At 31.3% G+C, this 24,687-nt stretch carries 24 protein-coding genes; 18 read left to right on the forward strand and 6 right to left on the reverse strand.

Going from position 1 to position 24,687, the window contains the following annotated elements; all coding sequences use genetic code 11:
* The first annotated feature begins 29 nt into the window (after positions 1 to 29).
* The 3 genes from ACKTTV_RS07815 to ACKTTV_RS07825 all read left to right on the forward strand — a co-directional run bounded on the left by ACKTTV_RS07815 (position 30) and on the right by ACKTTV_RS07825 (position 1,622).
* Complete coding sequence (locus ACKTTV_RS07815; protein ID WP_408030270.1) at positions 30 to 488, forward strand: SRPBCC family protein; 459 nt, start codon at positions 30 to 32, stop codon at positions 486 to 488.
* A gap of 12 nt (positions 489 to 500) precedes the next feature.
* A complete protein-coding gene (locus tag ACKTTV_RS07820; protein WP_408030271.1) occupies positions 501 to 947 on the forward strand; it encodes a cupin domain-containing protein in 447 nt (148 codons plus the stop codon).
* 93 nt (positions 948 to 1,040) lie between these two features.
* Complete coding sequence (locus ACKTTV_RS07825) at positions 1,041 to 1,622, forward strand: TMEM175 family protein (RefSeq protein ID WP_408030272.1); 582 nt, start codon at positions 1,041 to 1,043, stop codon at positions 1,620 to 1,622.
* A 50-nt stretch (positions 1,623 to 1,672) separates the two neighbouring features.
* On the opposite strand, the gene ACKTTV_RS07830 is transcribed toward ACKTTV_RS07825, so the two are convergent.
* Entirely contained in the window at positions 1,673 to 2,665 is a 993-nt protein-coding gene (locus ACKTTV_RS07830; protein WP_408030273.1) for an FAD:protein FMN transferase, read from the reverse strand.
* 127 nt (positions 2,666 to 2,792) lie between these two features.
* Here ACKTTV_RS07830 and ACKTTV_RS07835 point away from each other — a divergent pair, with 127 nt between their 5' ends.
* A complete protein-coding gene (locus ACKTTV_RS07835; RefSeq protein WP_408030274.1) occupies positions 2,793 to 3,641 on the forward strand; it encodes an OmpA/MotB family protein in 849 nt (282 codons plus the stop codon).
* Positions 3,642 to 3,716: 75 nt separating this feature from the next.
* Here the strand turns inward: ACKTTV_RS07835 and ACKTTV_RS07840 are convergent, their stop codons facing one another.
* Entirely contained in the window at positions 3,717 to 4,754 is a 1,038-nt protein-coding gene (locus tag ACKTTV_RS07840) for a DUF5694 domain-containing protein (protein ID WP_408030275.1), read from the reverse strand.
* 222 nt (positions 4,755 to 4,976) lie between these two features.
* On the opposite strand from ACKTTV_RS07840, the gene rplM reads away from it, so the two are divergent.
* The 14 genes from rplM to ACKTTV_RS07910 all read left to right on the forward strand — a co-directional run bounded on the left by rplM (position 4,977) and on the right by ACKTTV_RS07910 (position 22,367).
* Positions 4,977 to 5,432 (forward strand): 50S ribosomal protein L13, encoded by a 456-nt coding sequence (gene rplM, locus ACKTTV_RS07845; protein ID WP_408030276.1) that lies wholly within the window; start codon positions 4,977 to 4,979, stop codon positions 5,430 to 5,432.
* Positions 5,432 to 5,818 carry a 30S ribosomal protein S9 gene (gene rpsI / locus ACKTTV_RS07850; RefSeq protein ID WP_408030277.1) on the forward strand — a complete coding sequence of 129 codons (387 nt, stop codon included), beginning with the start codon at positions 5,432 to 5,434 and terminating at the stop codon, positions 5,816 to 5,818. Before rplM ends, rpsI begins: the two co-directional genes overlap by 1 nt.
* A 121-nt stretch (positions 5,819 to 5,939) precedes the next feature.
* Positions 5,940 to 6,689, forward strand: a complete 750-nt coding sequence (gene rpsB, locus ACKTTV_RS07855) for a 30S ribosomal protein S2 (protein ID WP_408030278.1) — start codon at positions 5,940 to 5,942, stop codon at positions 6,687 to 6,689.
* Positions 6,690 to 6,778: 89 nt separating this feature from the next.
* Complete coding sequence (gene tsf, locus ACKTTV_RS07860; protein WP_408030279.1) at positions 6,779 to 7,747, forward strand: translation elongation factor Ts; 969 nt, start codon at positions 6,779 to 6,781, stop codon at positions 7,745 to 7,747.
* A 127-nt stretch (positions 7,748 to 7,874) separates the two neighbouring features.
* On the forward strand, positions 7,875 to 10,673 hold the full coding sequence (locus ACKTTV_RS07865) for a class I adenylate-forming enzyme family protein (RefSeq protein WP_408030280.1): 2,799 nt from the start codon (positions 7,875 to 7,877) through the stop codon (positions 10,671 to 10,673).
* Complete coding sequence (locus ACKTTV_RS07870; RefSeq protein ID WP_408030281.1) at positions 10,660 to 12,513, forward strand: AMP-binding protein; 1,854 nt, start codon at positions 10,660 to 10,662, stop codon at positions 12,511 to 12,513. Before ACKTTV_RS07865 ends, ACKTTV_RS07870 begins: the two co-directional genes overlap by 14 nt.
* On the forward strand, positions 12,513 to 13,400 hold the full coding sequence (locus ACKTTV_RS07875; RefSeq protein ID WP_408030282.1) for a hypothetical protein: 888 nt from the start codon (positions 12,513 to 12,515) through the stop codon (positions 13,398 to 13,400). The genes ACKTTV_RS07870 and ACKTTV_RS07875 overlap by 1 nt, the downstream gene beginning before the upstream one ends.
* Complete coding sequence (locus ACKTTV_RS07880) at positions 13,400 to 14,536, forward strand: MBOAT family O-acyltransferase (RefSeq protein WP_408030283.1); 1,137 nt, start codon at positions 13,400 to 13,402, stop codon at positions 14,534 to 14,536. Before ACKTTV_RS07875 ends, ACKTTV_RS07880 begins: the two co-directional genes overlap by 1 nt.
* Before the next feature lie 329 nt (positions 14,537 to 14,865).
* Positions 14,866 to 15,573 (forward strand): UMP kinase, encoded by a 708-nt coding sequence (gene pyrH, locus ACKTTV_RS07885; protein ID WP_408030284.1) that lies wholly within the window; start codon positions 14,866 to 14,868, stop codon positions 15,571 to 15,573.
* A gap of 51 nt (positions 15,574 to 15,624) precedes the next feature.
* Entirely contained in the window at positions 15,625 to 16,179 is a 555-nt protein-coding gene (frr, locus tag ACKTTV_RS07890; RefSeq protein WP_408030285.1) for a ribosome recycling factor, read from the forward strand.
* Between the two features lie 96 nt (positions 16,180 to 16,275).
* The gene (locus ACKTTV_RS07895; protein WP_408030286.1) at positions 16,276 to 18,642 is read left to right on the forward strand and encodes an efflux RND transporter permease subunit; all 2,367 of its coding nucleotides are present in this window, start codon (positions 16,276 to 16,278) and stop codon (positions 18,640 to 18,642) included.
* Between the two features lie 136 nt (positions 18,643 to 18,778).
* Complete coding sequence (gene asnS / locus ACKTTV_RS07900) at positions 18,779 to 20,221, forward strand: asparagine--tRNA ligase (RefSeq protein WP_408030287.1); 1,443 nt, start codon at positions 18,779 to 18,781, stop codon at positions 20,219 to 20,221.
* Between the two features lie 83 nt (positions 20,222 to 20,304).
* Positions 20,305 to 21,768, forward strand: coding sequence for an RNA polymerase factor sigma-54 (gene rpoN / locus ACKTTV_RS07905; protein WP_408030288.1), 1,464 nt, complete (start codon positions 20,305 to 20,307; stop codon positions 21,766 to 21,768).
* A complete protein-coding gene (locus tag ACKTTV_RS07910) occupies positions 21,768 to 22,367 on the forward strand; it encodes a hypothetical protein (RefSeq protein WP_408030289.1) in 600 nt (199 codons plus the stop codon). Before rpoN ends, ACKTTV_RS07910 begins: the two co-directional genes overlap by 1 nt.
* Here the strand turns inward: ACKTTV_RS07910 and ACKTTV_RS07915 are convergent.
* From ACKTTV_RS07915 to ACKTTV_RS07930, 4 genes are all read right to left on the reverse strand, one after another.
* Positions 22,362 to 23,036: a porin family protein gene (locus ACKTTV_RS07915; protein WP_408030290.1), complete on the reverse strand. Its 675-nt coding sequence runs from the start codon at positions 23,034 to 23,036 to the stop codon at positions 22,362 to 22,364. The genes ACKTTV_RS07910 and ACKTTV_RS07915 overlap by 6 nt on opposite strands.
* A gap of 114 nt (positions 23,037 to 23,150) precedes the next feature.
* Complete coding sequence (locus ACKTTV_RS07920; RefSeq protein ID WP_408030291.1) at positions 23,151 to 23,405, reverse strand: hypothetical protein; 255 nt, start codon at positions 23,403 to 23,405, stop codon at positions 23,151 to 23,153.
* Positions 23,406 to 23,407: 2 nt separating this feature from the next.
* Positions 23,408 to 24,037, reverse strand: coding sequence for an ExbD/TolR family protein (locus ACKTTV_RS07925; RefSeq protein WP_408030292.1), 630 nt, complete (start codon positions 24,035 to 24,037; stop codon positions 23,408 to 23,410).
* Positions 24,038 to 24,206: 169 nt separating this feature from the next.
* Positions 24,207 to 24,677 (reverse strand): ExbD/TolR family protein, encoded by a 471-nt coding sequence (locus tag ACKTTV_RS07930; RefSeq protein ID WP_408030293.1) that lies wholly within the window; start codon positions 24,675 to 24,677, stop codon positions 24,207 to 24,209.
* Positions 24,678 to 24,687: the final 10 nt, after the last annotated feature.

Raw genomic sequence — 24,687 nt, forward strand, 5'->3', positions numbered from 1 at the left:
ATTAACCTTAGAATTAAACCAAATTTATTATGAACGAACAAGATTATAAAGACTGGAGAGTTGTAAAGTCAGTAGAACTAGGAGCTTCAGCAGAACAAGTATGGGAAGTTATTGGTGGTTTTTACACCATTCATAAATGGCATCCAGATATTACGGAACTTGAAGTTATTAGTGACCAAACAGACACTCGTGAATTAAGACGTTTATTAACCTTCCCTGGGCAACCTCAAGCAATTGAAGAATTAGTATCCATGGACAACGAAAACCATCATTACCGTTATAAATGGCATTGGGGTGAATGGGGTGAAGCAATTCACAAATATTATTCAGACCTACGTGTTATTGACGTTGAAGGAGGAACCAGTATTGTACAATGGGTAGCTACTTTCTATTATAAAGAAGATGCTATTTCTGACTTCTATCAAAGAGGTTTTGATGAGTTATTAAAATTATTTCCATTAGTAAAAGAATCAGCTAACGCTTTATAAAAACAAGAAATTATGGTAGAAACAGTTTTATTAGATCCTACACAAGGAGAAAAAACAAAAATTACAGGTTTTGATGCTGTATATAGAACAGATGTTAAAACCACAGGAAATTTATTAGATTATTTTGAACTAACAGTTCCTCCTGGAAAAGGAGCACCATTGCATATTCATCACAAAAATGATGAAAGTCTTCATGTAATTGAAGGTGAATTTACCTTTCAGATTGGAGACAAAGAGCATAAAGCACCTAAAGGTACCTTTTTATACCTCCCTAGAGGTGTTGCTCACAAATTCACAAATGTAGGAAGCACAGATGGAAAGATGATAGGTACATTTACACCAGCAGGAACATTCGACTTCTTTGATAAATTAACCAAATTATCTCCAGATGATTTCGAGGAAATTCAGGCATATTCTAGAAAATATGGACATGAAGTACTTGAAGAAGGATCGTATTAATTTTTTGAATTAATTCAAAACACTAAGCTATAATTATACCGCTCTTTATGGGCGGTATATTTCATCTAACTACTACGTTAAAACTATACTCGAATGACATCAGAAAGACTTGAAGCTTTTAGCGACGGAATTCTTGCTATAATTATTACCATAATGGTTCTTGAATTGAGAGCTCCTGAAGGAACAACATTTGAATGTTTATGGAAAAAAGCCCCTGTATTCTTAAGCTATATTGTAAGCTTTCTTTACATCAGTATTTACTGGAATCACCACCATCAATTATTTAAGATAGCAAAGAAAATTAATGGTAAAATTCTTTGGGCTAATTTAAACCTACTCTTTTGGCTATCACTTATTCCTTTCACCACATCTTGGATAGGTAATAACCATATTGAAGATGTTCCCGTTGCCTTATACGGAATTGTATTTCTAATGAGTGAAATTTCTTTTCTCTATTTAAAACACAATATTATCCAACTGCATGGAAAAAACTCGAAAGTAGGAAAAGACCTTAGAATGAATAAAAAGAACTTGCTTTTTTTTGGAATTCAAATTAGTGGACTTTTGTTGATGAGCATCAACGATTATTTTCCTTTATGTTGCTTTTTAATTGCAGGTATTGTAAAAGTTGTAGAACTCAAAAAAGTATATGATTTTATGTTAAGTAAAATGTAAAAAAACCTACTTTAAGTAGGTTTTTATTTTTTTGAATATAATATACTTTTTTAATTCACAAACTCTTGAAGCTTATTCTCTGCGTCATTGTAAAGTAGCACCACTTTTAATTCAGGATGTGATTGTAAAAACTTTTTTGTTTCCTCTAACCCCATTGCCAAAAATGCCGTAGCATAAGCATCGACATCAGCACAATCGCCTTTCATTCTAACAGAAACGCTTAATAAATTACTTTCAGAAGCCAATCCTGTTTTCGCATTTACGGTGTGCACTATCTTCTCCCCTTTTTCATTTACTTTATATTTTCTATAATTTCCAGAGGTAGCCATTGATTCATTGTTTAATTCAATTACTTTTTGAAGAGACCTTGTACCATCAACATTAGGTTTTTCGATTGCCACTTTCCATGCCTTATCCTTCTTTTTGCCTCTAGCTCTTATCTCTCCTCCAATTTCTACCAAATAATCTTGAATTCCTTTCGTTTCTAAAAATCGCCCAACAACATCAATACCGTATCCTTTTGCAAATGCATTCACATTAAATTCAATATTATCATTTTCACGATAAACCTTTCTACCCTTCAAGCTAACTTTATTAAACCCAACACCTGCCATCAACTCTTTGATTTCTTCTTGCGAAAGGTTTTTCTTTTCTTTTCCAGAACCAAAACCATAAGCATCAATCAATCTTCCAATAGTAGGATCAAAATACCCGTCAGTTTCATTGTATATCTTTTTGGCCTTATCAAAAACTTCCACAAATAAATCGTCTACAACTACCGTTGTATCTCCTCTGTTAATTCTAGAAATATCTGAAGTAGGAATATAAGTTGAAAGAGAGTTATTCATCAAATTAAACAAACTATCAATTGATTTCTGATAATTAATTGTATCAAGATATTTTATATGGTAAGTTGTTCCGAAAATAGCTCCTTCTAACTTTGTTATCTCTTCTTTTTTAACCTTCTTTTCGACCTTTTTATTACAAGCGCCAAAATTCAAAACAACAAGAATTACAGCTAATAAGAAGTACTTTTGCTTCATAATATTAGATTTGCGCACAAAAATAATGCTTTCCCTGCTCATAAAAGATTGTTAATTATCTTTTTTGTATTCTCATTTTTATAAATTTGTCTTATCATTTTTCAATCAGAATAAATTTTTTTTAACAATGAAAAGAGTATTTTTACTATTCACCATTACTTCATTGCTTGCCTCTTGTGCTTCAACCAAAGAGTTGGAAGCTGCAAAAGCAGCACATGAAAAAACAAAAGAAGAGCTACTAGCTACAAAAACGAACTTAACAAAGTGTCTAGTAGAAAAAGAAAGATTTCAAGAAAAATCTGCTTTACTTCAAACTACCGTTGATGATTTAAGAAAAGACAAAGAAAAAACCCTTAAACAAGTTGGGGATTTAACTGTTTTAACTCAAGGAGCAAATGACAACATAAAAGAAACTTTAGCTCAATTGGGTAAAAAAGACAAATACATAAACAAAATTAGGGCAGCTGCTTCTAAAAAGGATTCATTAAATTTAGTAGTTGCTTTCCACTTAAAGAAAGAACTACAAGCTGGAATTGACGATGAAGACATCGAAGTAAATGTTGAAAAAACAGTTGTGTTTATTTCAATTTCTGACAAATTATTATTTAAAAGTGGAAGTTATACCATCAACGAGAAAGCATCAAAGGTGTTAGAAAAAGTAGCTACTGTTGTAAATGGTCAGCCAGAAATGGATGTGATGATTGAGGGGCATACAGATGATACTCCTGTTGGAAGCAACTCAAGTATTAAAGACAATTGGGACTTAAGTGTAAAGCGTTCAACAGCAATTGTTCGTGAATTACAAAACAAGTATAAAGTGGCTCCGAGCAGATTAATTGCTGCTGGTAGAAGTAGCTTTATTCCGCTAGTAGAGAATAACAGTCCTGCTAACAGAGCGAAAAACAGACGTACTAAAATTATTATCCTACCAAGATTAAATCAGTTCTTTGATTTATTAGATCAGAAAGTAGATTAATAATCTAAAAACTATAAAAAAAGGGATTCAAAATATTTTGAATCCCTTTTTTATTTTTAACTAACACAAACTGTTTTACTCGTATTTTAACACCTTGACATCATTAATTTGATTCAAATACTTCTCTAGAAAACCTTTATGTGAGGCACCTATTATAACAAGTATTTTCTTTCCTGAGTTACGAGCAGCAACTTTCATAATATTTCCTGTAATTTGTAAGTTTCTCATTTCCCATAGTGAGTGTCTTGCACGATCAGAACCGGAAGGGAAATTGGTCTTATGCCATACGTCCCATTGAGCGTCATAATCTTGTTTTACATATTCATCACTGTTAAGAAATTCATATAAATTCGATAAATCATTTGACTTAATACCTTCTTGCGTTAATTCATTCGTCTTTTGATACACCGGAAGCATATTAATATTCTTAAACTTTCCACCATAGTTTTTGAAGTCATTCATAAATTCAGGATAATATTTTAATAAAAGAGCCTCATCCTGAAAGTTATCAATAGGCTCTAGCTTATTAATATTATTAATCTTTGCCAAAGAACCTGCTAGACTATAGTACTCATTATTACTCGCAATTTCCTCCTTAATCAATCCAGCAATGTACTTTTCAAAATTAGTTTTAAATATCTTATCGCTATTAATGTATTCATACTGCAAAGCTGCTGAGGGCACATCGGTTACTGCTAAATAGTTAAAAAGTAGTTTTTTTCGTTCTTGCGGAGATAATTTTTTGCCACTTTTTAGAACTTCTATATTTCTCTTCGCTTCCAAAAAAGTAACTTTCTTAACTTTTTGAACAGTATCAGCTACTGCCAAATATTTATGTCCAAATGAGCCTTTAGTAATTCCATCGAAAGAACGATCTTCTCTAAATACAATATCATTCAATAACTCACCTGACATCTTTTCTATACAGACAACATCAAAATTATAGGATTCTAATTTAGAGATTACATTTTTCAACATAGGTTTTTCAAATCCTTTTATATGATGGAGGTGCTGAGTTCCTAAAATTAACACTTCTGTTTTTTTCATTTGAGCTTGAGTTACCAAGGTAAATAAGCCCGCTACAATTAGTAAATTAGTTAATATACTTTTCATCATTAATATATTTTGGTCTATAAAAACGACGCATAGATAATGTATTTGTTACCAAATTAAAATTATTTAACAATCAACATTGTGTTCAAAAAATTGCAAACAGAAACAACAATTATCCTAAACTACTATTTGTCAATAAAATAAATAATTGTACCTTTGCAGACCTTTTTAAAGGAAAAAACATAATAATAACATTTATTAACAAAAACTAATCGTGTAAATATGAACACATTAAGTTACAAAACAGTATCAGCTAACAAGGCTACCGTAAACAAAGAGTGGGTTTTAGTTGATGCGGACGGGCAAACATTAGGTCGTCTAGCTTCTAAAGTTGCAAAACTTATTAGAGGTAAGTACAAACCAAATTTTACTCCTCATGTTGATTGTGGAGACAACGTTGTAATTATCAACGCTGAAAAAATCAATTTAACAGGTAAAAAGTGGACTGATAAGTCTTATATCCGTCACACTGGATACCCAGGAGGGCAAAGATCGCTTACTGCAACTGAACTTTTCGAAAAAGATCCAGCAAGGATTGTTGAAAAAGCAGTAAAAGGAATGTTACCTAAGAACAAATTAGGTAGTGCACTATTCAGAAACTTATATGTTTATGTAGGTTCAGAGCACAAGCAAGATGCTCAAAACCCAAAAACTATTAACCTTAACGATCTTAAATAATGGAAACTGTACACAAAATAGGTAGAAGAAAAACGGCGGTAGCTCGTGTTTATGTTTCACAAGGAAGTGGAAACATTACCGTTAACAAGAGAGAGTTTAAAAGCTACTTCACTACTCCAACTTTACAATACAAAGTTCAACAACCTTTAATGTTAACTGAAAACTTAGATGCTTTCGATATTAAAGTTAACGTTTATGGTGGTGGTGTTACTGGTCAAGCAGAAGCTATCCGTTTAGCTATTACTAGAGCTTTAGTAGCTATTAACGAAGAAAACAAAGCCGTATTAAAACCAGAAGGATTATTAACTCGTGATCCAAGAATGGTTGAGCGTAAGAAATTCGGTCAGAAGAAAGCTCGTAAGAAATTCCAGTTCTCTAAGCGTTAATCGTTTATTGGAACTGTTATTTTTAAAATTCAATTTTTTATTAACAGTTTAGTATCTAAATATTTCAGACGTAAAAACTACTGAAATATTGAAAAAACAGAACGTAAACACATTTATTAAAATGGCAAACATTCAAGAATTATTAGAAAGTGGCGTACACTTTGGTCACTTAACTAGAAAATGGAACCCTAACATGGCTCCATACATTTATACAGAGCGTAATGGTGTTCACATCATCGATTTGTATAAAACATCAGCTAAAATTGATGAAGCTTCTAAAGCTTTACAAAAAATAGCTAATTCAGGTCGTAAGATTTTATTTGTTGCTACTAAGAAGCAAGCTAAAGATATCGTTGCTGAAAAAGCAAAAGCAGTAAACATGCCTTATATTACTGAGCGTTGGCCAGGTGGTATGTTAACTAACTTCGTTACTATTAGAAAAGCCGTTAAGAAAATGGCTTCTATTGATAGAATGAAGCAAGATGGATCTTTTGATGCATTATCTAAAAGAGAAAAATTACAGATTAACCGTCAACGTGAAAAATTAGAAAAGAACTTAGGTTCAATTTCTGACATGACTCGTTTACCTGGTGCATTGTTTGTAATTGACGTTAAGAAAGAGCACATTGCTGTAGCTGAAGCGCAAAAATTAAACATTCCAATTTTTGCAATGGTGGATACTAACTCTGATCCAAGACCTATTGATTTTGTTATTCCTGCAAATGATGATGCTTCTAAATCTATTGATAAAGTATTATCATATGTTACTGATTCTATAGCTGAAGGTTTATCTGAAAGAAAAGCAGATAAAGAGAAAGCTAAAGCTGAAAAGGAAGCAAATACTGAGGCAACTGCTGAAGAAACAAAATAATTAAAATTTAAAGGTTTCATCACATTGAAACCTTTAGGTTTTTTTACCTTGTACAACAAAATAATTACAACTAAAAAATAACGTTAGAAATGTCAGTAAAAATAAGCGCTGCAGACGTAAAGAAATTAAGAGAAACTACCGGAGCTGGTATGATGGATTGTAAAAATGCATTAGTAGAAGCTGAAGGTGATTTTGATAAAGCAATTGAAATTTTACGTAAAAAAGGACAAAAAATCGCTGCTAAAAGAGCAGATCGTGAGTCTACTGAAGGTGTAGCTATTACTAAAATTAGCGAGGATAACACTTACGGTGTTGCTATAGTATTAGCTTGTGAAACAGATTTCGTTGCTAAGAATGATTCATTCAAACAATTAGCTTCTGAATTTGTTGATGTTGCTTTCAACTGTAAAACTAAAGAAGAGTTTTTAGCTGCTGATTTTGGTGGTATTCCTGTAGCTGAAAAATTAATCGAGCAAACTGGTGTTATCGGTGAAAAAATCGATATTACTTCTTTCGAAAGAATTGAAGCTCCATATGTGGGATCATATACTCACGTTGGTAAGATTGCTGCTATTGTTGGATTAAGTGCTGCTATTGATAAAGCTGATGTATTGACTAAAGATTTAGCAATGCAAGCTGCTTCTATGGGAGCTACAACTTTATCTTATAAAGATTTTGATCCTGCTTATGTTGCTGCTGAAACTGAAGCTAGAATCGCTGCAATTGTAAAAGATAACGAAGAATTAGTTCGTTTAGGAAAAACTCTTAAAAACGTTCCTCAATTCGTTTCTAGATTACAATTAACTGAGGAAGCTTTAGCTGCTGCTGAACAAGAAGCTAAAGATCAGTTAAAAGCTGAAGGTAAGCCAGAGCAAATCTGGGATAGAATTTTACCTGGTAAAATTGAAAGATTTATCTCTGATAATACTACCTTAGATCAAGAGCAAGCTTTATTAGATCAAAAATTTATCAAAGACGAAAAGAAAACTGTTGCTGAATACATCAAAACTTATGGTGATGTAGAAATTAAAACTTTTGCAAGAGTTACTTTAGGATAATTTATTATCTTTTAACACAAGATACTTGTTAAAAACTTCCTTATATCTGAAGTTTTATATAAGTTTGAAAATTATAAGAAAGCAAGACAAACTTACTATTTGTTTTGCTTTCTAATTTTATATAATAATGAGTATTATTTTAAAAAGAATATTTAAAAAGCTGGAGTTTGATTTAACTCCGAAAATTAATAACCTTTTTTTTTACAATGAAATTGATATTTCCTCAAAAAATGCTAAGAGAATAGAACAAAATATTCTAACTACTACGTTAAATTCCCTCAATCTCTACGAAAACTTCCTCAAACAAAAAAAACGACGCCCCAACTACGATTTGTATGCCTGTTTTCAGCCTTTCAACGAATCTCTAAAAGCTCTTTACCCCTTTCTAAAAGAGATAAAAAAAAACATACGAAAGGACGATGTAATTTTAAATTTATGGGATAGAAGTGGCTGGTTAACGAACTTGTTGTGTGGCTTTTTTCCTGATCAAAAAATAATTACAACTTGGGAAGGCAATAAAGACGTTTTAGGCTACAAAGGTTATCATTATTGGATGTCTAAAAATGAAAATCTTGACATTTTATTCTGTAACTTAAATAAACCACTTCCTTTAAATACAAATTCTATTTCTCACGTTATCGGTTTAGATGTATTACATAGATTTGATCAATTATTACTTTTAAAGGAACTCAACAGAATTACCAATGATCAAGGCTGTATTATTTTTCCTCATGTACATCTTTCTAATTCCCAACCAACTCCATTTTTTGAAAGAGGAGGAAAACAAATACATGGAAATGATTACGTTGAAGCATTTGACTATTTACTACCTAGCGCATATCGTAAGTGCTTTGTTCTTTCTGAACCTAAATTATTCGAAGAAAATGATATAAAACGAAATGAGTCTATCGAACTAAAATCAACCCCTAACACGAACGATTACAATGCTTTAATAGCTTTATTACCCCACGACTGGAATAAAAAAGAGCTTTCATATTTTTCTATGAAAAATCTAGATGATGTAAAAAATTCTAGAACAATTATTAACTCTCTTTTAAATATTTCACTCCACCAATCTAAAGTAAGCATAGATTACAATTATTTTAACGGAGCAATGAAATCCTTTTTAGAGAGACATCCAATCTATGAACAAAGAATTTATAACTTAAACAATTATACATTATCTGAACTAGCTATTAAAATAATTTATCTTTCACAAAGAGGTCTTAAAGTTCAAGACATTATTAACTTTACAAATGAGCAAGAAACTAACATATTACATGAATTAAATAGTTTAGAAAAACTTGGTTTGCTTCAGGTACTTCCAATTTCAGAAACAGCAATTAGGCTTCAAAACTATTTCATGACTCAAGAATTCATCTCCCCTCAATCAGAGCAAACAGTTAAAGACTTGTGGGCAAATGCCGTTAGTGCATATGCAAATAACATTGCCATTATTTCTCTAGAGGAGAATAGTGAATTTACCTATGATGATTGTAATGAAATAGTAAAGCAAATAATATCAAAGTTTTTAGAATCTGGTTTAAAAAAAGGTGATAAAATTATTATTTCCGACGCTAGCTTACACGTCGAGTCTATGTTACTTTTTTGGGCATGTATGCAGCTAGGAGTTATTCCTGTGCTTTTATCTGAAAATCTAAACGATGAAAATTTAGCTCGTATCCAAAAACTAACTGAGGCTAAGTGGTTTTTTACCAACGAGTCTTATTTTATTAAAAGAAAGTCTTTTCTTTCTTGTTTAAACATTGTATTGTTCGATTCAGATGAAGAAAATACCGAATACGATTATTTTGCCGATTGGATAAATTCTGTTGATGCACATCAAGTTAATACCCCAAAAATAAGCCAATACGATACAGCTGTTATTCTGTTTACTTCTGGATCTACTGGAATTCCTAAAGGAGTTGAGTTGACACATGGTAATTTATTTAGAAGTGGAAGGTTAATCACAGAAACATTTCACTGGGTTGAAGACGACCGCTTTTTTGCTATGGGTTCACTTGATACAATGAGTGGATTGAGAAATTCAGTAATATCAGGATTACATGTGGGTTCCAGTGTTGTACTACCTAAAAAAAGAAATTCTCATAATATTTTAAGTATTACTGAAGACATTGATATAAGTAAATCAACAATTTTAGCAAGCAACCCTGCTTTTCTTCGGCAAGCTGTCAACTATAAAAGTAGAATTCTAAACCAACTAAATTCAGTAAAAGTTTTCATGTGCACTGGAAATAACTTAAGTACACAACTAAGAAAAGATTTTAAAACCAGCTATGATAAATCTATTTATAATTACTATGGACTTTCTGAAACTACAGGTATTTGTATCGCTCAAAACCTTAACGATAAAAACCTTGATATCAATACCATTGGAAAACCAACACAGTGTATAGCCCAAATAGTTGATGAAAACAATAATTTACTCCCTTTTGGTGAAAAAGGAGAATTAAGAATTTATAGTGACAACTTGATGAAAGGCTACTTTAAAAATCCAGAAGCTACGAAAAAAGCAATAAAAAATGGATGGTTCTACACTCAGGATCTCGCTAGGATGCACAAAGACGGGAACATTGAATTATTAGGACGAAAAAGAAATATTATTAAAACATCCTCAGAAGAATTAATAGACTTGAACATCATTCAAAACTTCTTAATGGAAGTAGATTTTATTCAAGATGTATACGTATGCCCCTATTATGAAGATGATTTTGAAAAAGCATCTATTTTTCTTTCATTAAAAAGTACATTTATTATTGAAAGTCCAGAAAAGAAAATTAAAGATATACTAGCCTTAAAATTTGGTTTAAAACAAATACCAACCAATATTATAATTTTGCCAAACCTACCCTTCAATGAAAATGGAAAAATAAATAAAGAATTATTATTAAATGGATTTAGTTAATATTTCAGAAACATTTAAAAACCTCGAAACTCAGGAAACCTTAAATAAGGCTTTTTTTTATAAAAGTAAAGATTGCCAAATTAGTTATAAACAACTTTTAACAGATGTAAACAAAATACATGTTATTTTAAAAAACTATAACTTAGAAAAGGGCGATAAAGTAATACTTTCAACAAACAATGACTATTATACAGCATTAATTTTTATTAGCTTATTAAGATATGGAATAGTTACCGTTTTTCTTGATCCAAATGTAAAAAGTATAAGAGCACAATCCATAATTAACAAGGTAGCTCCAAAGGCTTGCTTTATGGATAAAGATCTCTTCGAATCTCGAAAAATAGACTCGAATATATGTCAAATAAAAATCAAAGCAGAAGAACAAAAAAAAGGGAAACTATTTAAGCGATTATTAAGAAATAAAACACAGGAAATCAGTTATGAAAAAAATTGTTTTCCTGATATGCTTAATACCACTCAAGAAACATCAGTAAACTTAGAACCTATTTTTGGAAATGATATTGCCTATATAATTTTTACTTCTGGGACTACCTCTGCCCCAAAGGGAGTTATGATAAGTCATGAAAGTTTATTTACCCATTTACATACATTATCAAAAGTATATTCTTTAAACAAGAATTCTAGAATTTTAAATATTCTCATGCTATATCATGCCGATGGTTGTATACAAGGACCAATATTATCGTTATACAACGCTGCAACTTGGTTACGTCCTTTCACCTTTGACTTAGCCAAAATTGGCGATTTATTTAATAGTGTTTATAAATTCAGAACCACTCACCTTATTACCGTTCCTACTGTTCTTTCTTTTATGAATAAATTTAAAGAAAACTATGAAGATAGTTTTCTAACTGACGACTTCGAACTTCTTGTATCTGTTGCTTCTAAATTAGAAAAGGATCTATGGTCAGACTTTGAAAACAATTTTCAAACGAAAATATTAAACGTATATGGTCTCACCGAAACAGTTGCTGGGTCACTTTTTAGCACCAATGGTTCAACATCGAAAAAAGGTACAATTGGAACTCCTATAGACTGTGAAGCTAAACTAATAAAAAATAACGGAGAAACTGCATCGGTAAATGAAGAAGGAGTTTTAATGTTAAAGGGAAAACACATCTTTACTGGATATTTAAATGCTTATGAGGAAACCGAAAAAGTTCTTCAAAATGGCTGGTTAAATACCGGTGATATCGCAATTAAAGATAATGAAGGTAATTACACCATTATTGGAAGAGAAAAAAGCACAATAAACTCAGGTGGAGTAAACATATATCCAGAACAGGTTTCAGAAATGATAAATACTCATCCAGATGTTGTCGAAAGTATTTGTGTTGGCATTCATGATGAAAGTTTTGGAGAAAAGTTAGTTACGGCTATTGTAGCTGCTCCAAACAAGCCTATTAACGAATTAGACCTTGTAGAGTTTTTACGTCCTTTACTAGAACAAAATCAAATTCCTAAAGAGTATTACTTTTTTGAAGAATTACCAAAGGGGATTTCTGGCAAGATTATAACAAATGAAGTAATTAAGTTAATCATAGATAATAAAAAGGATTTAAACGATATTAATCAGATCAAAAATTATCAACATTCAATTATTCAATGCGCTTCTGAAGCTTTCGGTGAGTCTCCAGAAAACATTAGTTTTAAAGACTCATCATATTCTCTTGATGGTTGGGATTCTATGGGGCATCTTATCTTTGTTACATCTCTTGAAAAAAAATTTAATATCAGATTCTCAACTGCAGAAATGATGACCATGAATACTTTAAGTAGTGTAGAAAAAATTCTAAAGAGTAAATTGGTTCTTAATTAATGAAAAATAAATATCCCCCACTTAAATTATGGATTTTAGTTTCCTCTATTTTTCTGTTTATTCAAGTTCTAATTGGAATGTTCCAAGCGGACATAATGGAAATTAATTACCAGAATATTAAAAGCATTATTAATCAAGAACATCTTGATGTTTTAAGTGATTTTAAACATAGTTTTAATGAGAATAATTTTAATGCTATAATTGTTGGAACATCATTGGTAAATGACGGTGTTCAATGTCATTATGAATCAACTTCATCAGAGCAAAAAGAAATAAATATCAGAAAGTTATGGAGAAGTGAAAATTTTGATTCTTTTTTTTTAAATAATTCACTTATAAATGAGATTATTAAAATTAAACCCGATTTACTTTTAATACAAGCTGAATTATTTGGAATTGAATTTAATAACAAGAGGGGATTCATGACAAAACAATCTATTTCAAATAAAATTCTGCTAAAAAAAATATTCAGAATTAACACGATAAAAACAACGTTATTTGAAGAATGTTATTACAATAAACAGGCAAAACCCATTTTTCAATATGATAGTTTGTCTTTTAAACCAAATAAAAGATTCATAAACCTAAACCATAACATTAATAACATAACTAAAGCTTTAAAAAAGTTTAGAGAAGCAAAAATAAAAATAATTGCCGTAGACATACCTAGACCTATAAAGACAGAAAAAATTGTCTACACAAAAAAGTTTCGTCACGATCTGAAGGCTTTATTCAAAAAATATAAAAAACTTAACGATATTGATTATTGGGTATATAATGGTCAAGTACTATACTTTAAACATTTTAGAGATGGAGCCCATATGAATAAATCTGGAAGAAGCGTTTATACGGATTGGTTACGGAATAAAATAAAAAAAGAATTTTAATGGAAATTTTGTTCGTAATTTTATTGATAAGCATACCCCTTATTGTTTTAGCATGGACTCTTCCTGAAAAATGGCAATTGTTCCCCATATGTCTAGCGACGTTTTTTTTTCTAGGTTATTACTCTCCCATTAGCTTATTCATTTTAATATTTACAAGTATATTCAACTACTATATAATAAATCAATTTCTACCTGTTTCAAAAGCGTCAGTAGTAGTTATTGTTCAAATGGTTATAATATTCCTTTTCTTTAAATTAAATCTTAAAAATTATTTTGATCCCTCAAATGATATTTTAATTCCATTGGGACTTTCTTACTATTCTTTTAGACAAATTCAATACGCCATTGAATCATACAAAAGACAACTCCCCAAACATAATCTCTTTGAGTTTTTACAATACATGTTTTTCCTTCCCACCATATTGGTTGGTCCTATAAATAGATTTCAACCTTTCCTAAAATACATTAACAGACGTAGATGGGATGAAAGTCTATTTTCAAATGGATTAGAGCTTATACTTTATGGTTTGGTTAAAGTTACATTTTTAGGAAACTATCTAATAAGCACGAAGCTGAACAATTATGTTTTAATAAATTTAAATAAGGAAGATTGGGGTTTCAATTATCTAAATACAATTAAATTTTATCTAAACGCTTACTTTCAATTTGCTGGTTATTCTGATATCGCCATTGGGCTTGCTCTTTTATTCGGATTTAAAATTATTGAAAACTTTAACTATCCTTTTTTAGCTCAAAACATCTCTGATTTTTGGGATAGATGGCATATATCTTTATCTAGCTGGTGTAAAGATTACATCTTTCTCCCTTTTTTAAGTATTACTAGAAGTTTAAAATTAAGCATCATTATTACAATGACAATTATTGGTCTATGGCACGAAATTTCTTTTAGGTATATACTTTGGGCTTTTTTACATGCTTTGGGTATTAACATATGGTATAAATATCAAAAAAGTAAAATAAACTTGAAACTAACTAGCTACCCATTAATAAAAAAGCTCCTCGGTATTTTTATCACTTTTCACTTTGTTGCTTTTAGTTTTGTGTTAATTAGTGAAAAAAGCTTTTCACAATCTATTGAAATATTAAAAATTTTATTTTTTCTTAATTATGTATAATTGGTTAATCAAAAACTTTTCCAAAAAAAAAGCAAATATCATCATCATAATTTGGTATCTAATACTATTATTTTTAATTATTTCTTCAGTTAATATTACAGAAGCAAGATTTAAATATTTACAATGGTAATTACATTATTAACCTAACTATTCTAGTATTATTTTTTTGATTGTTGGCATTTAAGTGATTCCATGCTCTATTTAATAACATTATTAGAAAATAGTATTATTTTAAACTGCACAACGGATAATTATATTTCATATAGATTTCCTTTTAAAAAACATTAATTAAAAAAAATGATTAATTTTGCGCAACTTTCTATAAAATTATGCAATACAAAAGAATTCTTTTAAAACTAAGCGGTGAAGCTTTAATGGGTGAAAAACAATATGGAATTGATCCTAAAAGACTTCAAGAATACGCAATTGAAATAAAACAAGTTGTTGAAAAAGGCATTGAAGTAGCAATCGTTATTGGTGGTGGAAACATATTTAGAGGTGTAGCTGGTGCAAGTAATGGAATGGACAGAGTTCAAGGTGACCACATGGGAATGCTTGCAACCTGTATCAATGGATTAGCTCTTCAAAGTGCTCTTGAAGACCAAGGAGTTCAAACTAGATTGCAAACAGCTATTGAAATTAAAGAAATAGCTGAACCTTATATTAAAAGAAGAGCTAACAGACATCTTGAAAAAGGTAGAGTTGTTATTTTTGGTGCCGGAACAGGAAACCCATATTTCACAACGGATACGGCAGCAGTTTTAAGAGCAATCGAAGTTAATGCCGATGCAATTTTAAAAGGAACTCGTGTTGATGGAATTTACAACGACGATCCAGAAAAAAATAAGGATGCTATTAAATTTAATAATATTACCTTTAAGGACGTTATTGAAAAAGGACTTAAGGTTATGGATATGACCGCATTTACTTTAAGTGAAGAAAACAAGCTTCCTATTATCGTTTTTGATATGAACAAAGAAGGAAACTTATTAAAACTCGTTTCAGGTGAACAAATTGGAACGGTTGTTGACAATTAATTAAACATTAATCACCTCTTTTACATAGAGAGGTTGCTAAATACTAACATAATGAACGAAGAGATTGATTTTATTATAGATACTGCCAAAGAGGCAATGAATAAAGCTATTGATCATTTAGTAAAAGAATTAAGAAGTATTAGAGCTGGAAAGGCTTCTCCTGCCATGCTTTCAAACGTTCAGGTTGATTATTATGGATCTTCAACTCCTTTAGGTCAAGTGGCTAATGTAAACACTCCTGATGCACGTACAATAGCTATTCAACCATGGGAAAAGAACATGCTTCAAGAAATCGAAAAAGCTATTATGATAGCCAACCTAGGTTTCAACCCTATGAATAATGGAGAAAACATTATTATTAACGTTCCTCCATTAACTGAAGAAAGACGTAGAGAGTTAGCGAAACAAGCAAAAGCTGAAGCTGAACATGCAAAAGTTGGTATTCGAAATGCTCGTAAAGATGCAAATAATGACATCAAAAAAACAGATGTTTCTGATGATATGAAAAAAAATGCCGAAGCTGACGTGCAAACGTTAACGGATCAATATGTAAAGCAAATAGAAGAGAAACTAGCAGTAAAGGAAACTGAAATAATGACTGTTTAATTTCTATTTCATAGATACAAATTAAAAGAGTGTTTTTAAACACTCTTTTTTCATTTTATTACTCTCATTTAGCTACCTTTGCAAAAATTTTTTTGAATGACTTTTTGGACTAAGATCGCTGGGTTTATATTGCGAAATCGTTATTTAGTACTAGTACTGATTGCTGTTATTACAGGGCTATTACTTACCCAAACAAAATACATGCGCTTTTCTTATACAGAGGCGAACCTTTTACCTACCGATCATGAAGCCAATGTTCAATACGATAAATTTTTGGAAATTTTTGGTGAGGAAGGAAACCTTATCATTTTAGGAGTAAAGGATAGTACTATTTTTACCCCAGAAAAATTTAAGGCATGGAACTTACTTACCAAGTCTTTTGACGAATCTTCTCAAGTAGATTTTACTGTTTCAATTTCTGATGTTAAAAAACTTAAAGCAAATCGAAAAGAAAGAAAATTTGAAGTTGAACCTTTATTCAATGAAACACCTCAAACTAGTGAAGACATTGTAAAAATTAAAAAGCAGCTCTTTGAAGATTTACCTTTCTATGAAAATCTCTTATACAATGATAAAGGAGTTTTACAAACTGCAATCTATCTAAAAAAAGATATTGTTAATACTCCTGAAAGAGCTGATTTTATTACTGAAATATTAAAACCCCGAATAGAAGAATTTGAAAAAGTTAACAATATCGATGTTCGTATATCGGGAATGCCATACATCAGAACTTTAAACTCTCTGAACATAACCCAGGAAATGGGGATTTTTGTGATAGGCGCTTTATTAATAACGGCTATCATCTTCTTCTTCTTTTTCCGATCGTTCAGAGCAACGTTTATCACTTTATTAGTGGTTGGAATTGGAGTTGTTTGGGCTTTTGGTTTTATTGGTTTGTTTAGATATGAAATTACTGTACTTTCTGCATTAATACCTCCATTAATTATCGTAATCGGAGTTCCAAATGCTGTTTTCCTCATAAATAAATATCAGCAAGAAGTTAAAAAACACGGTAATCAAGCGAAATCTTTACAACGTGTTATTTCAAAAATTGGTAATGCTACATTGATGACAAACATTACAACCGCCTCAGGATTTGCCACGTTTGTATTTGTAAAAAGCCAACTTTTAAGAGAATTCGGTATTCTTGCTTCTGTAAATATCATTAGCATATTCATTTTAGCTTTATTAATTATTCCTATCATTTATAGCTTCATGCCACTTCCAGAGAAAAAGCACTTAAGTCACCTCGAAAAAAGATGGATGGAAGATGTTGTGAACTGGATGGAAAGAACCGTTAAGAAAAATCGTATCAGCATTTATATAACTACAGTGGTTGTAATTATATTAAGTATGATTGGTCTTTATCAAATCCGTGTTTCTGGTAGTTTGATTGAGGATATGCCTAGAGGAAAGCAATTTTACAAAGACATTAAGTTTTTTGAGAGTGAATTTGGAGGAATCATGCCATTGGAAATTTTAGTAGATACCAAGAAAGACAAAGGTGTAATGAAGCTATCTACACTCAAAAAAATAGAAAAACTTAACGAAACTATTGAAACTTTTCCCGAATTATCAAAGCCTATTTCTATTAACAACTTAGTTAAGTATTCTAAACAGGCCTATTACAACGGAAACCCAAAATACTATCAGCTTCCTACTGGCCAAGAAAAAAGTTATATTCTTTCCTATACAAAAAACTCTGATAGCAATTCTGGAATGCTAAAGAATTTTGTTGATCCAACAGGTAGATATGCCCGTGTTACCACGTTCATGAAAGATATTGGTACTGATAAAATGGATATTATTCAAGAACGTTTAAATGCCGTTATAAAAAAGAATTTCCCAGATGAACGTTTCCAAGTTTCGCTAACAGGAAAAGCTTTAGTATTCTTGAAAGGAACTAACTATTTAATTAAAAATTTAGTTATTTCTCTATCACTTGCCATAGTACTTATTTCAATTTTTATGGCTTGGATGTTCAGATCACCACAAATGATATTAATTTCATTAATCCCAAATATGCTACCATTGTTAATAACAGCTGGATTAATGGGCTTCTTTGATATTCCTATCAAACCATCAACGATCTTAGTTTTTAGTATTGCTTTTGGTATTTCTGTTGATGATACTATTCACTTTTTAGCAAAATATCGACAAGAGCTATTGGCGAATAACTGGAAAATTAAACCTGCTGTTTATGCTGCTTTAAAAGAAACAGGAGTTAGTATGTTTTACACTTCCATTGTTCTTTTCTTCGGATTTCTTGTCTTTACGGTATCTAGTTTTGGAGGAACCATAGCGCTTGGTGGTTTAGTTTCGGTTACGCTTTTACTAGCTATGGTATCTAACTTACTGCTATTACCTTCATTACTATTATCATTTGAAAAGAAAATAGCCAATAAGAAAGTACTTAAAGAAACTAATTTCAAAATTCTTCCTCCGAAAGAAGAAGACAAATAGAGCAGTTATAAAATCATAACATACATTTTTAACGAAAAAGCAAGGAATTCCTTTCTTTAAATAACCTTCTGTTCATTTGTCAATTAGGTTCAAAAAAGTATCTTTGCGTATTTTGATATTAAGAATATAGAAAATAATGGAAAGAAGTAGCGTAAAAGAATTATTAGCTTCAGAAAAATTTTTACAAGAAGTACATGTTAAAGGCTGGGTAAGAGCATTTAGAAGTAATCGTTTTATTCAATTGAATGACGGCTCTACCATAAATAATATTCAATGTGTAGTAGATTTTGAGAATACAGACGAAGCCCTTTTAAAGAGAATAACTGTTGGCGCTGCTATTTCTGTAAATGGAACTTTAGTTGAAAGTCAAGGTAAAGGTCAATCTGTAGAAGTACAGGTAACAAATGTTGAGATATTAGGAGATGCCGATCCAGATGAAGTTTCAAAAACAATCTTACAACCAAAGAGACATTCTTTAGAGTTCTTAAGACAGCAGGCACACTTAAGAGTTAGAACAAATACGTTCAGTGCAATTATGAGAGTGCGTTCTACGCTATCTTTCGCAGTTCATCAGTACTTCCAACAAAACGGATTTTACTATGTAAATACTCCTATTATAACAGGATCTGATGCGGAAGGCGCCGGAGAAATGTTCAAAGTAACAAACTTTGAAACCAACAAAGCTCCTTTAGATGAAAATGGTAATGTAGATTATAGTCAAGACTTTTTTGGTAAAGAAACCAACTTAACGGTTTCTGGACAATTGGAAGCGGAAACCTATGCGATGGCCTTGGGTAAAGTATACACTTTCGGTCCAACGTTTAGAGCAGAAAACTCAAATACAACTAGGCATTTAGCTGAGTTCTGGATGATAGAACCAGAGGTAGCATTTAACGATTTAGATGCAAACATGGATTTATCTGAAGACTTTATTAAGTATGTCTTAAAATACGTTTTAGATAACTGTCAAGATGATTTAAACTTTTTAAATGATCGCTTAGCAAATGAAGAAAAAACGAAACCTCAAGCAGAAAGAAGTGATATGACTTTACTTGAGAAGCTTCATTTTGTTGTTGACAATAACTTTAAAAGAGTTTCATATACAGAGGCTATTGACATCTTAAGGAATTCAAAACCTAATAAAAAGAAGAAATTCCAATTCCCTATTAATGAATGGGGGGCCGACCTACAATCGGAGCATGAGCGTTATTTAGTTGAAAAGCATTTTAAATGTCCAGTGATATTATTTGATTATCCTGCAAATATTAAAGCATTTTACATGCGTTTAAATGAAGACGGGAAAACTGTTCGTGCGATGGATGTTTTATTCCCTGGTATTGGAGAAATGGTTGGAGGTTCTCAAAGAGAAGAACGCTTGGACGTTTTAAAACAAAAAATGGCAGAACTGGATATTGAGGAAGAAGAAATGTGGTGGTATCTAGATACTAGAAAGTTTGGTACAGCTGTCCACTCAGGATTTGGTTTAGGGTTTGAACGTTTAGTATTATTCACTACAGGTATGAGTAATATTAGAGATGTAATTCCTTTCCCAAGAACACCTCAAAACGCCGAGTTCTAAAAAAATCATAAAACTCAATAATTACGATCGTCATTCTTCCCAGAGTGGCGATTTTTTTTTATTGAATTCATATATTTGTAACTATGTTAAAACAAAGTTTACATCAAAAATTACTACAAAAGCTATCTCCTCAGCAAATTCAGCTGATGAAACTCATTCAATTACCCACTCAAGCCTTTGAAGAGCGCTTGAAACAGGAAATCGAAGAAAACCCTGCTTTGGATACAGGAAAAGAAGAAAATGACAACTTTGAAGACACTTATTCAAATGACTCGGATTATGATGATGCAGGAAATGAAAAGATAGATGCCGACGATATTAATATAGATGAGTATTTAAGTGATGATGAATACCCAAGCTATAAAACACAAGCCAATAATTACTCTTCAGACGATGATGATAAACAAGTTCCATATGCTGCAGGAACTTCTTTTCACCAATCATTAAAAAACCAATTGAATACTTTCAGAATGGACGATAACGAGCGTGCTATTGCTGAATTTTTAGTTGGAAGTATTGATGACAGTGGATATATAAGACGTGAAATAATTGACTTGGTAGATGATCTTGCCTTTACTCAGAATATATTTACAACTGAAGAAAAGGTTATTGAAATTTTAACGAAGGTCGTTCAAAAATTAGACCCGATTGGTGTGGGTGCTTTAAACCTGAAAGATTGTTTAGTCATTCAGTTAAAAGCAAAACCCGAAAAAGAATGCAGAACACTTGCTATAAAAATCCTAGAAGATTCTTTTGATCATTTTGTTAAGAAGCATTACAAAAAACTACTTGAAAAATTTGATTTAACAGAAGAAGGACTTAAAGAGGTTGTTACTGAAATAAGTAAACTTAATCCTAAACCAGGAAGTTCTTACGATGGGAATAACAAAATTGCCGAACAAATAGTTCCTGACTTTACTATAAGAATTATTGAAGGGAATTTAGAACTAACTCTAAATGCACGTAACGCTCCTGAGTTAAAAGTTTCTAGAGAATATAACAACATGTTAAAAGGGTATCAAGATTCAAAAGATAAAACTAAAGCTCAGAAAGATGCTGTAATGTTTATCAAACAGAAACTAGATGCGGCAAAATGGTTTATTGACGCTATAAAACAACGTCAACAAACTCTTTTAATTACAATGAATTCAATCATGCATTATCAACAAGAATACTTTTTAACAGGCGATGAACGAAAGTTAAAACCTATGATTCTTAAGGATATTGCTGATGAAATTAACATGGACGTTTCAACGGTTTCAAGAGTTGCAAATAGTAAATATGTATCAACTCCGTATGGAACAAAACTAATAAAAGAGTTCTTTTCAGAATCTATGAAAAATGATCAAGGAGAAGATGTTTCAACAAGGGAAATCAAAAAAATATTAGAGACTGTTATTTTAGAAGAAAACAAAAAGAAACCACTTACCGATGAGAAACTTTCAAAACTATTGAAAGAAAAAGGGTATCCAATAGCAAGGCGAACCGTTGCTAAATATAGAGAACAATTAGACATTCCTGTCGCCCGATTAAGAAAAGAAATCTAATGAAGTTTCACAAACTTATATCAGCTATTTTGCATCCTATTGTAATGCCTACAATAGGAATATTCCTTTACTTTATCCTATCGCCCGTAAGATTAAATAGAGATCAACAATTAACAGTTTTTGGCATTGTTTTTATTGCAACATATATAATTCCCTTATTGCTCTTAGTATTCCTCAAATCTGTGGGATATATTAAATCTTATCAGGTCTTTAGTATAAAAGAAAGGAAGGTTCCTCTTTTTTTTATGATTACATTGTTATTTTTTCTTGCAGAACTTTTTCGAAAACTGACAATTGTAAAAGATCTTAGTTATCTTTTTTATGGAATAGTACTCGGCTTGATTATTACTTACATTCTCTTTTTCACTAAACTAAAATCAAGTTTACATTTACTTTCTATGGGAGGTGCAGTTGGTTACTTTATTATTTTTCAGCAAATACATAATGTCAACATCATGCATGTTGTTATTATTTTTATTTTTCTTTCAGGTATCCTAGCAAGTTCAAGATTATTTTTAAAGGCTCATACGCCAAAAGAAGTGTATACAGGCTTTTTTATCGGGTTTCTCTCTCAATTTGCTGTCTATTACTTATTATAAAATATAAAAGCTTAAACCCAACTTAAACACCCTTGTATTTATAGATGTTCCATCTAATACCGCTGAAGATTTGAAAATAGGTGTTAACCCATAATACAGATGAAAATTAAAAGTTCCGTATCCAGCGGAAAGTGTAGCCCCAACCTGAAACTTATTGTAAAAATCTACATTTCTAATGGGTATTGGTTCATTGTTACTTTGATATGTAAGTCTATTACTTAGGTTATAGCTTAGTTTTACCCCAGAATATACTCTCCAAAAAGAATACGTTTTTGAATCCGATGTTCTCAATCGGAACTGTATCGGCATTTCTAGATTATGAAGGCTTAGTTTATTATCTGTTAATGAAGTTATTTCAAAAGTATATCCAGAATCATTTTCAGCTACCTTTAAACCATGGCTATAGGAATCATAACCATATCCAAGCCCTAAGCCAAAAGCCATCCTACCACTTTTCACTAATGGAATATCACGAATATATCCAGCTGAAATACCGTAGGAAAAACTACTCGCCGCAACGTCTTTCGGTTGTTTCCTAAGTACATTGTAAGTAAAATCAAGATATAACTGATCCTCTAAATACTTATCCCCCAACTGTAAAGAATCCTTCTGTGCATACACACTAACAACACATAGAAATAGAGCAATTAAATTTAATATCTTATTCATTATTAACACATCTAGATTTATAGGATACATTATCGATCGTAAATATAACTCTATAATAACAAAAAAAGTACAATCGTTATTCAATTGCACTTTTTAAGTTAATTCATTATAACATTATTTTTTTATTACATCTCCTCGATGCGCTGACAAATTTAATTTGAGCGCATTCACTTCTCTCAGTTTCTCTCGAATGTCAGCCATAGTACCAACAGTTGATTCCTTATCTGCTTTTAACGAAGTGGTCATAAACGGCCTTTCTGAATCGGGTATATTATTAATTCTTTTCAAAATAAAATGAGCAACATCATCAGCCGTTGAAATTTTATCATTCAATTGAATGTTGTCGTATCCTTTTCCATATTTAGACATAATCATTGAATATTCGTTGGATTCACATCTGTGAGTATCTGAGGGTAACTTCTTTTAATAGTTTCAATCTTTTTCCTCAACCCATCGTCTTTTCTTCGACTATCCTTAAAAGCCTGTTCCAACTCAGTAAAACTCACCCCATACTTCTCTTGTGCAAATCTATTACGCAATACTTTATAAGCAGACAGTAACTCGTTTTGAACCTTTACATAGGTTCCATACTCAGTGGCTCTGTCGCTCTCAACCATAATAACCGCTCTATTTGGATGATCAGATGACTCTGGATTCTTTTCTCCCATGCAATAATCACGTCTCTTACCTTCACTTTCATCGTCAATAGGGTTTCCAGTACCTCCACCGTTATCTATAAACTTGATAGCAGCCTCCTTTAAATCTTCTATTTCCATAATCTTTCCATCCACAAACAGTTCGTTTTTATGGTTTAGACTTACTTCAAAGATGTTCCGTTCTTTTATTGTTATTTCTGGAATAGATGTAGTTTTCTCAGCGAGTTTTTTGGAGATTCCAGAATCGACTTCCATAGTAGTAGTTACAAGAAAGAAAATAAGTAGTAAAAAGGCAATATCTGCCATAGAGCCTGCATTGATCTCAGGGATTTCTCTTTTTGCCATAGCGATAACAATTTAATTAAACATTTTTTTAATATGTAACAAAAAATATGCCATACTACAGCTGAGATGCTCAGTGAATATTGAGATCTCAAAAACGAAAGGTGTTGAAAACAAAAAAAGTGCAATCAAATAATGACTACACTTTTTTATACTTATTGTATACTATTAACTATTTCTTAATAGCGTCACCTTTATGTGTCGACAAACTTAATTTAAGAGCATTTACGTCTCTTAATTTCTCACGGATATCCGCTAAGGTTCCAACACTAGATTCTTTATCTGCTTTTAATGAGGTAGTCATGAATGGATGCTCCTTTTCAGCAATTTCCTCCCTAGCCTTTAAAATAAAAGCAGGAACATCATCTGCGGTTGCTATCTTATCATTTAACTGAATACTTTCGTATCCTCCTCCATATTTAGAATCTTTCGCTTTCCCTACATAAATGGTACTCACCAAACTTTTATTCTCAAGTTTCTTAACTTCTGTAGCACTTGGTAATCTCGGAGTATCAACTAATAAACTAGTTTCTCTCATTTTAGTAGTTACCATGAAGAAGAATAATAACATAAAAACAATGTCTGGTAAAGACGCAGTCGATAAAGCCGGTAATCCTTTTTTCTTCTTTTTGAACTTAGACATAATTGTTGTT

This window comes from Tenacibaculum xiamenense, assembly GCF_964513065.1.
GTDB classification, from domain to species: Bacteria; Bacteroidota; Bacteroidia; order Flavobacteriales; family Flavobacteriaceae; genus Polaribacter; species Polaribacter xiamenense.

Excerpts from the sequence above, each read along its gene's own strand:
- ACKTTV_RS07815 (WP_408030270.1), top strand. The coding sequence starts at position 30 with ATGAACGAACAAGATTATAAAGACTGGAGAGTTGTAAAGTCAGTAGAA.
- ACKTTV_RS07820 (WP_408030271.1), top strand. The coding sequence starts at position 501 with ATGGTAGAAACAGTTTTATTAGATCCTACACAAGGAGAAAAAACAAAA.
- ACKTTV_RS07825 (WP_408030272.1), top strand. The coding sequence starts at position 1,041 with ATGACATCAGAAAGACTTGAAGCTTTTAGCGACGGAATTCTTGCTATA.
- ACKTTV_RS07830 (WP_408030273.1), bottom strand. The coding sequence starts at position 2,665 with ATGAAGCAAAAGTACTTCTTATTAGCTGTAATTCTTGTTGTTTTGAAT.
- ACKTTV_RS07835 (WP_408030274.1), top strand. The coding sequence starts at position 2,793 with ATGAAAAGAGTATTTTTACTATTCACCATTACTTCATTGCTTGCCTCT.
- ACKTTV_RS07840 (WP_408030275.1), bottom strand. The coding sequence starts at position 4,754 with ATGAAAAGTATATTAACTAATTTACTAATTGTAGCGGGCTTATTTACC.
- rplM (WP_408030276.1), top strand. The coding sequence starts at position 4,977 with ATGAACACATTAAGTTACAAAACAGTATCAGCTAACAAGGCTACCGTA.
- rpsI (WP_408030277.1), top strand. The coding sequence starts at position 5,432 with ATGGAAACTGTACACAAAATAGGTAGAAGAAAAACGGCGGTAGCTCGT.
- rpsB (WP_408030278.1), top strand. The coding sequence starts at position 5,940 with ATGGCAAACATTCAAGAATTATTAGAAAGTGGCGTACACTTTGGTCAC.
- tsf (WP_408030279.1), top strand. The coding sequence starts at position 6,779 with ATGTCAGTAAAAATAAGCGCTGCAGACGTAAAGAAATTAAGAGAAACT.
- ACKTTV_RS07865 (WP_408030280.1), top strand. The coding sequence starts at position 7,875 with ATGAGTATTATTTTAAAAAGAATATTTAAAAAGCTGGAGTTTGATTTA.
- ACKTTV_RS07870 (WP_408030281.1), top strand. The coding sequence starts at position 10,660 with ATGGATTTAGTTAATATTTCAGAAACATTTAAAAACCTCGAAACTCAG.
- ACKTTV_RS07875 (WP_408030282.1), top strand. The coding sequence starts at position 12,513 with ATGAAAAATAAATATCCCCCACTTAAATTATGGATTTTAGTTTCCTCT.
- ACKTTV_RS07880 (WP_408030283.1), top strand. The coding sequence starts at position 13,400 with ATGGAAATTTTGTTCGTAATTTTATTGATAAGCATACCCCTTATTGTT.
- pyrH (WP_408030284.1), top strand. The coding sequence starts at position 14,866 with ATGCAATACAAAAGAATTCTTTTAAAACTAAGCGGTGAAGCTTTAATG.
- frr (WP_408030285.1), top strand. The coding sequence starts at position 15,625 with ATGAACGAAGAGATTGATTTTATTATAGATACTGCCAAAGAGGCAATG.
- ACKTTV_RS07895 (WP_408030286.1), top strand. The coding sequence starts at position 16,276 with ATGACTTTTTGGACTAAGATCGCTGGGTTTATATTGCGAAATCGTTAT.
- asnS (WP_408030287.1), top strand. The coding sequence starts at position 18,779 with ATGGAAAGAAGTAGCGTAAAAGAATTATTAGCTTCAGAAAAATTTTTA.
- rpoN (WP_408030288.1), top strand. The coding sequence starts at position 20,305 with ATGTTAAAACAAAGTTTACATCAAAAATTACTACAAAAGCTATCTCCT.
- ACKTTV_RS07910 (WP_408030289.1), top strand. The coding sequence starts at position 21,768 with ATGAAGTTTCACAAACTTATATCAGCTATTTTGCATCCTATTGTAATG.
- ACKTTV_RS07915 (WP_408030290.1), bottom strand. The coding sequence starts at position 23,036 with ATGAATAAGATATTAAATTTAATTGCTCTATTTCTATGTGTTGTTAGT.
- ACKTTV_RS07920 (WP_408030291.1), bottom strand. The coding sequence starts at position 23,405 with ATGTCTAAATATGGAAAAGGATACGACAACATTCAATTGAATGATAAA.
- ACKTTV_RS07925 (WP_408030292.1), bottom strand. The coding sequence starts at position 24,037 with ATGGCAAAAAGAGAAATCCCTGAGATCAATGCAGGCTCTATGGCAGAT.
- ACKTTV_RS07930 (WP_408030293.1), bottom strand. The coding sequence starts at position 24,677 with ATGTCTAAGTTCAAAAAGAAGAAAAAAGGATTACCGGCTTTATCGACT.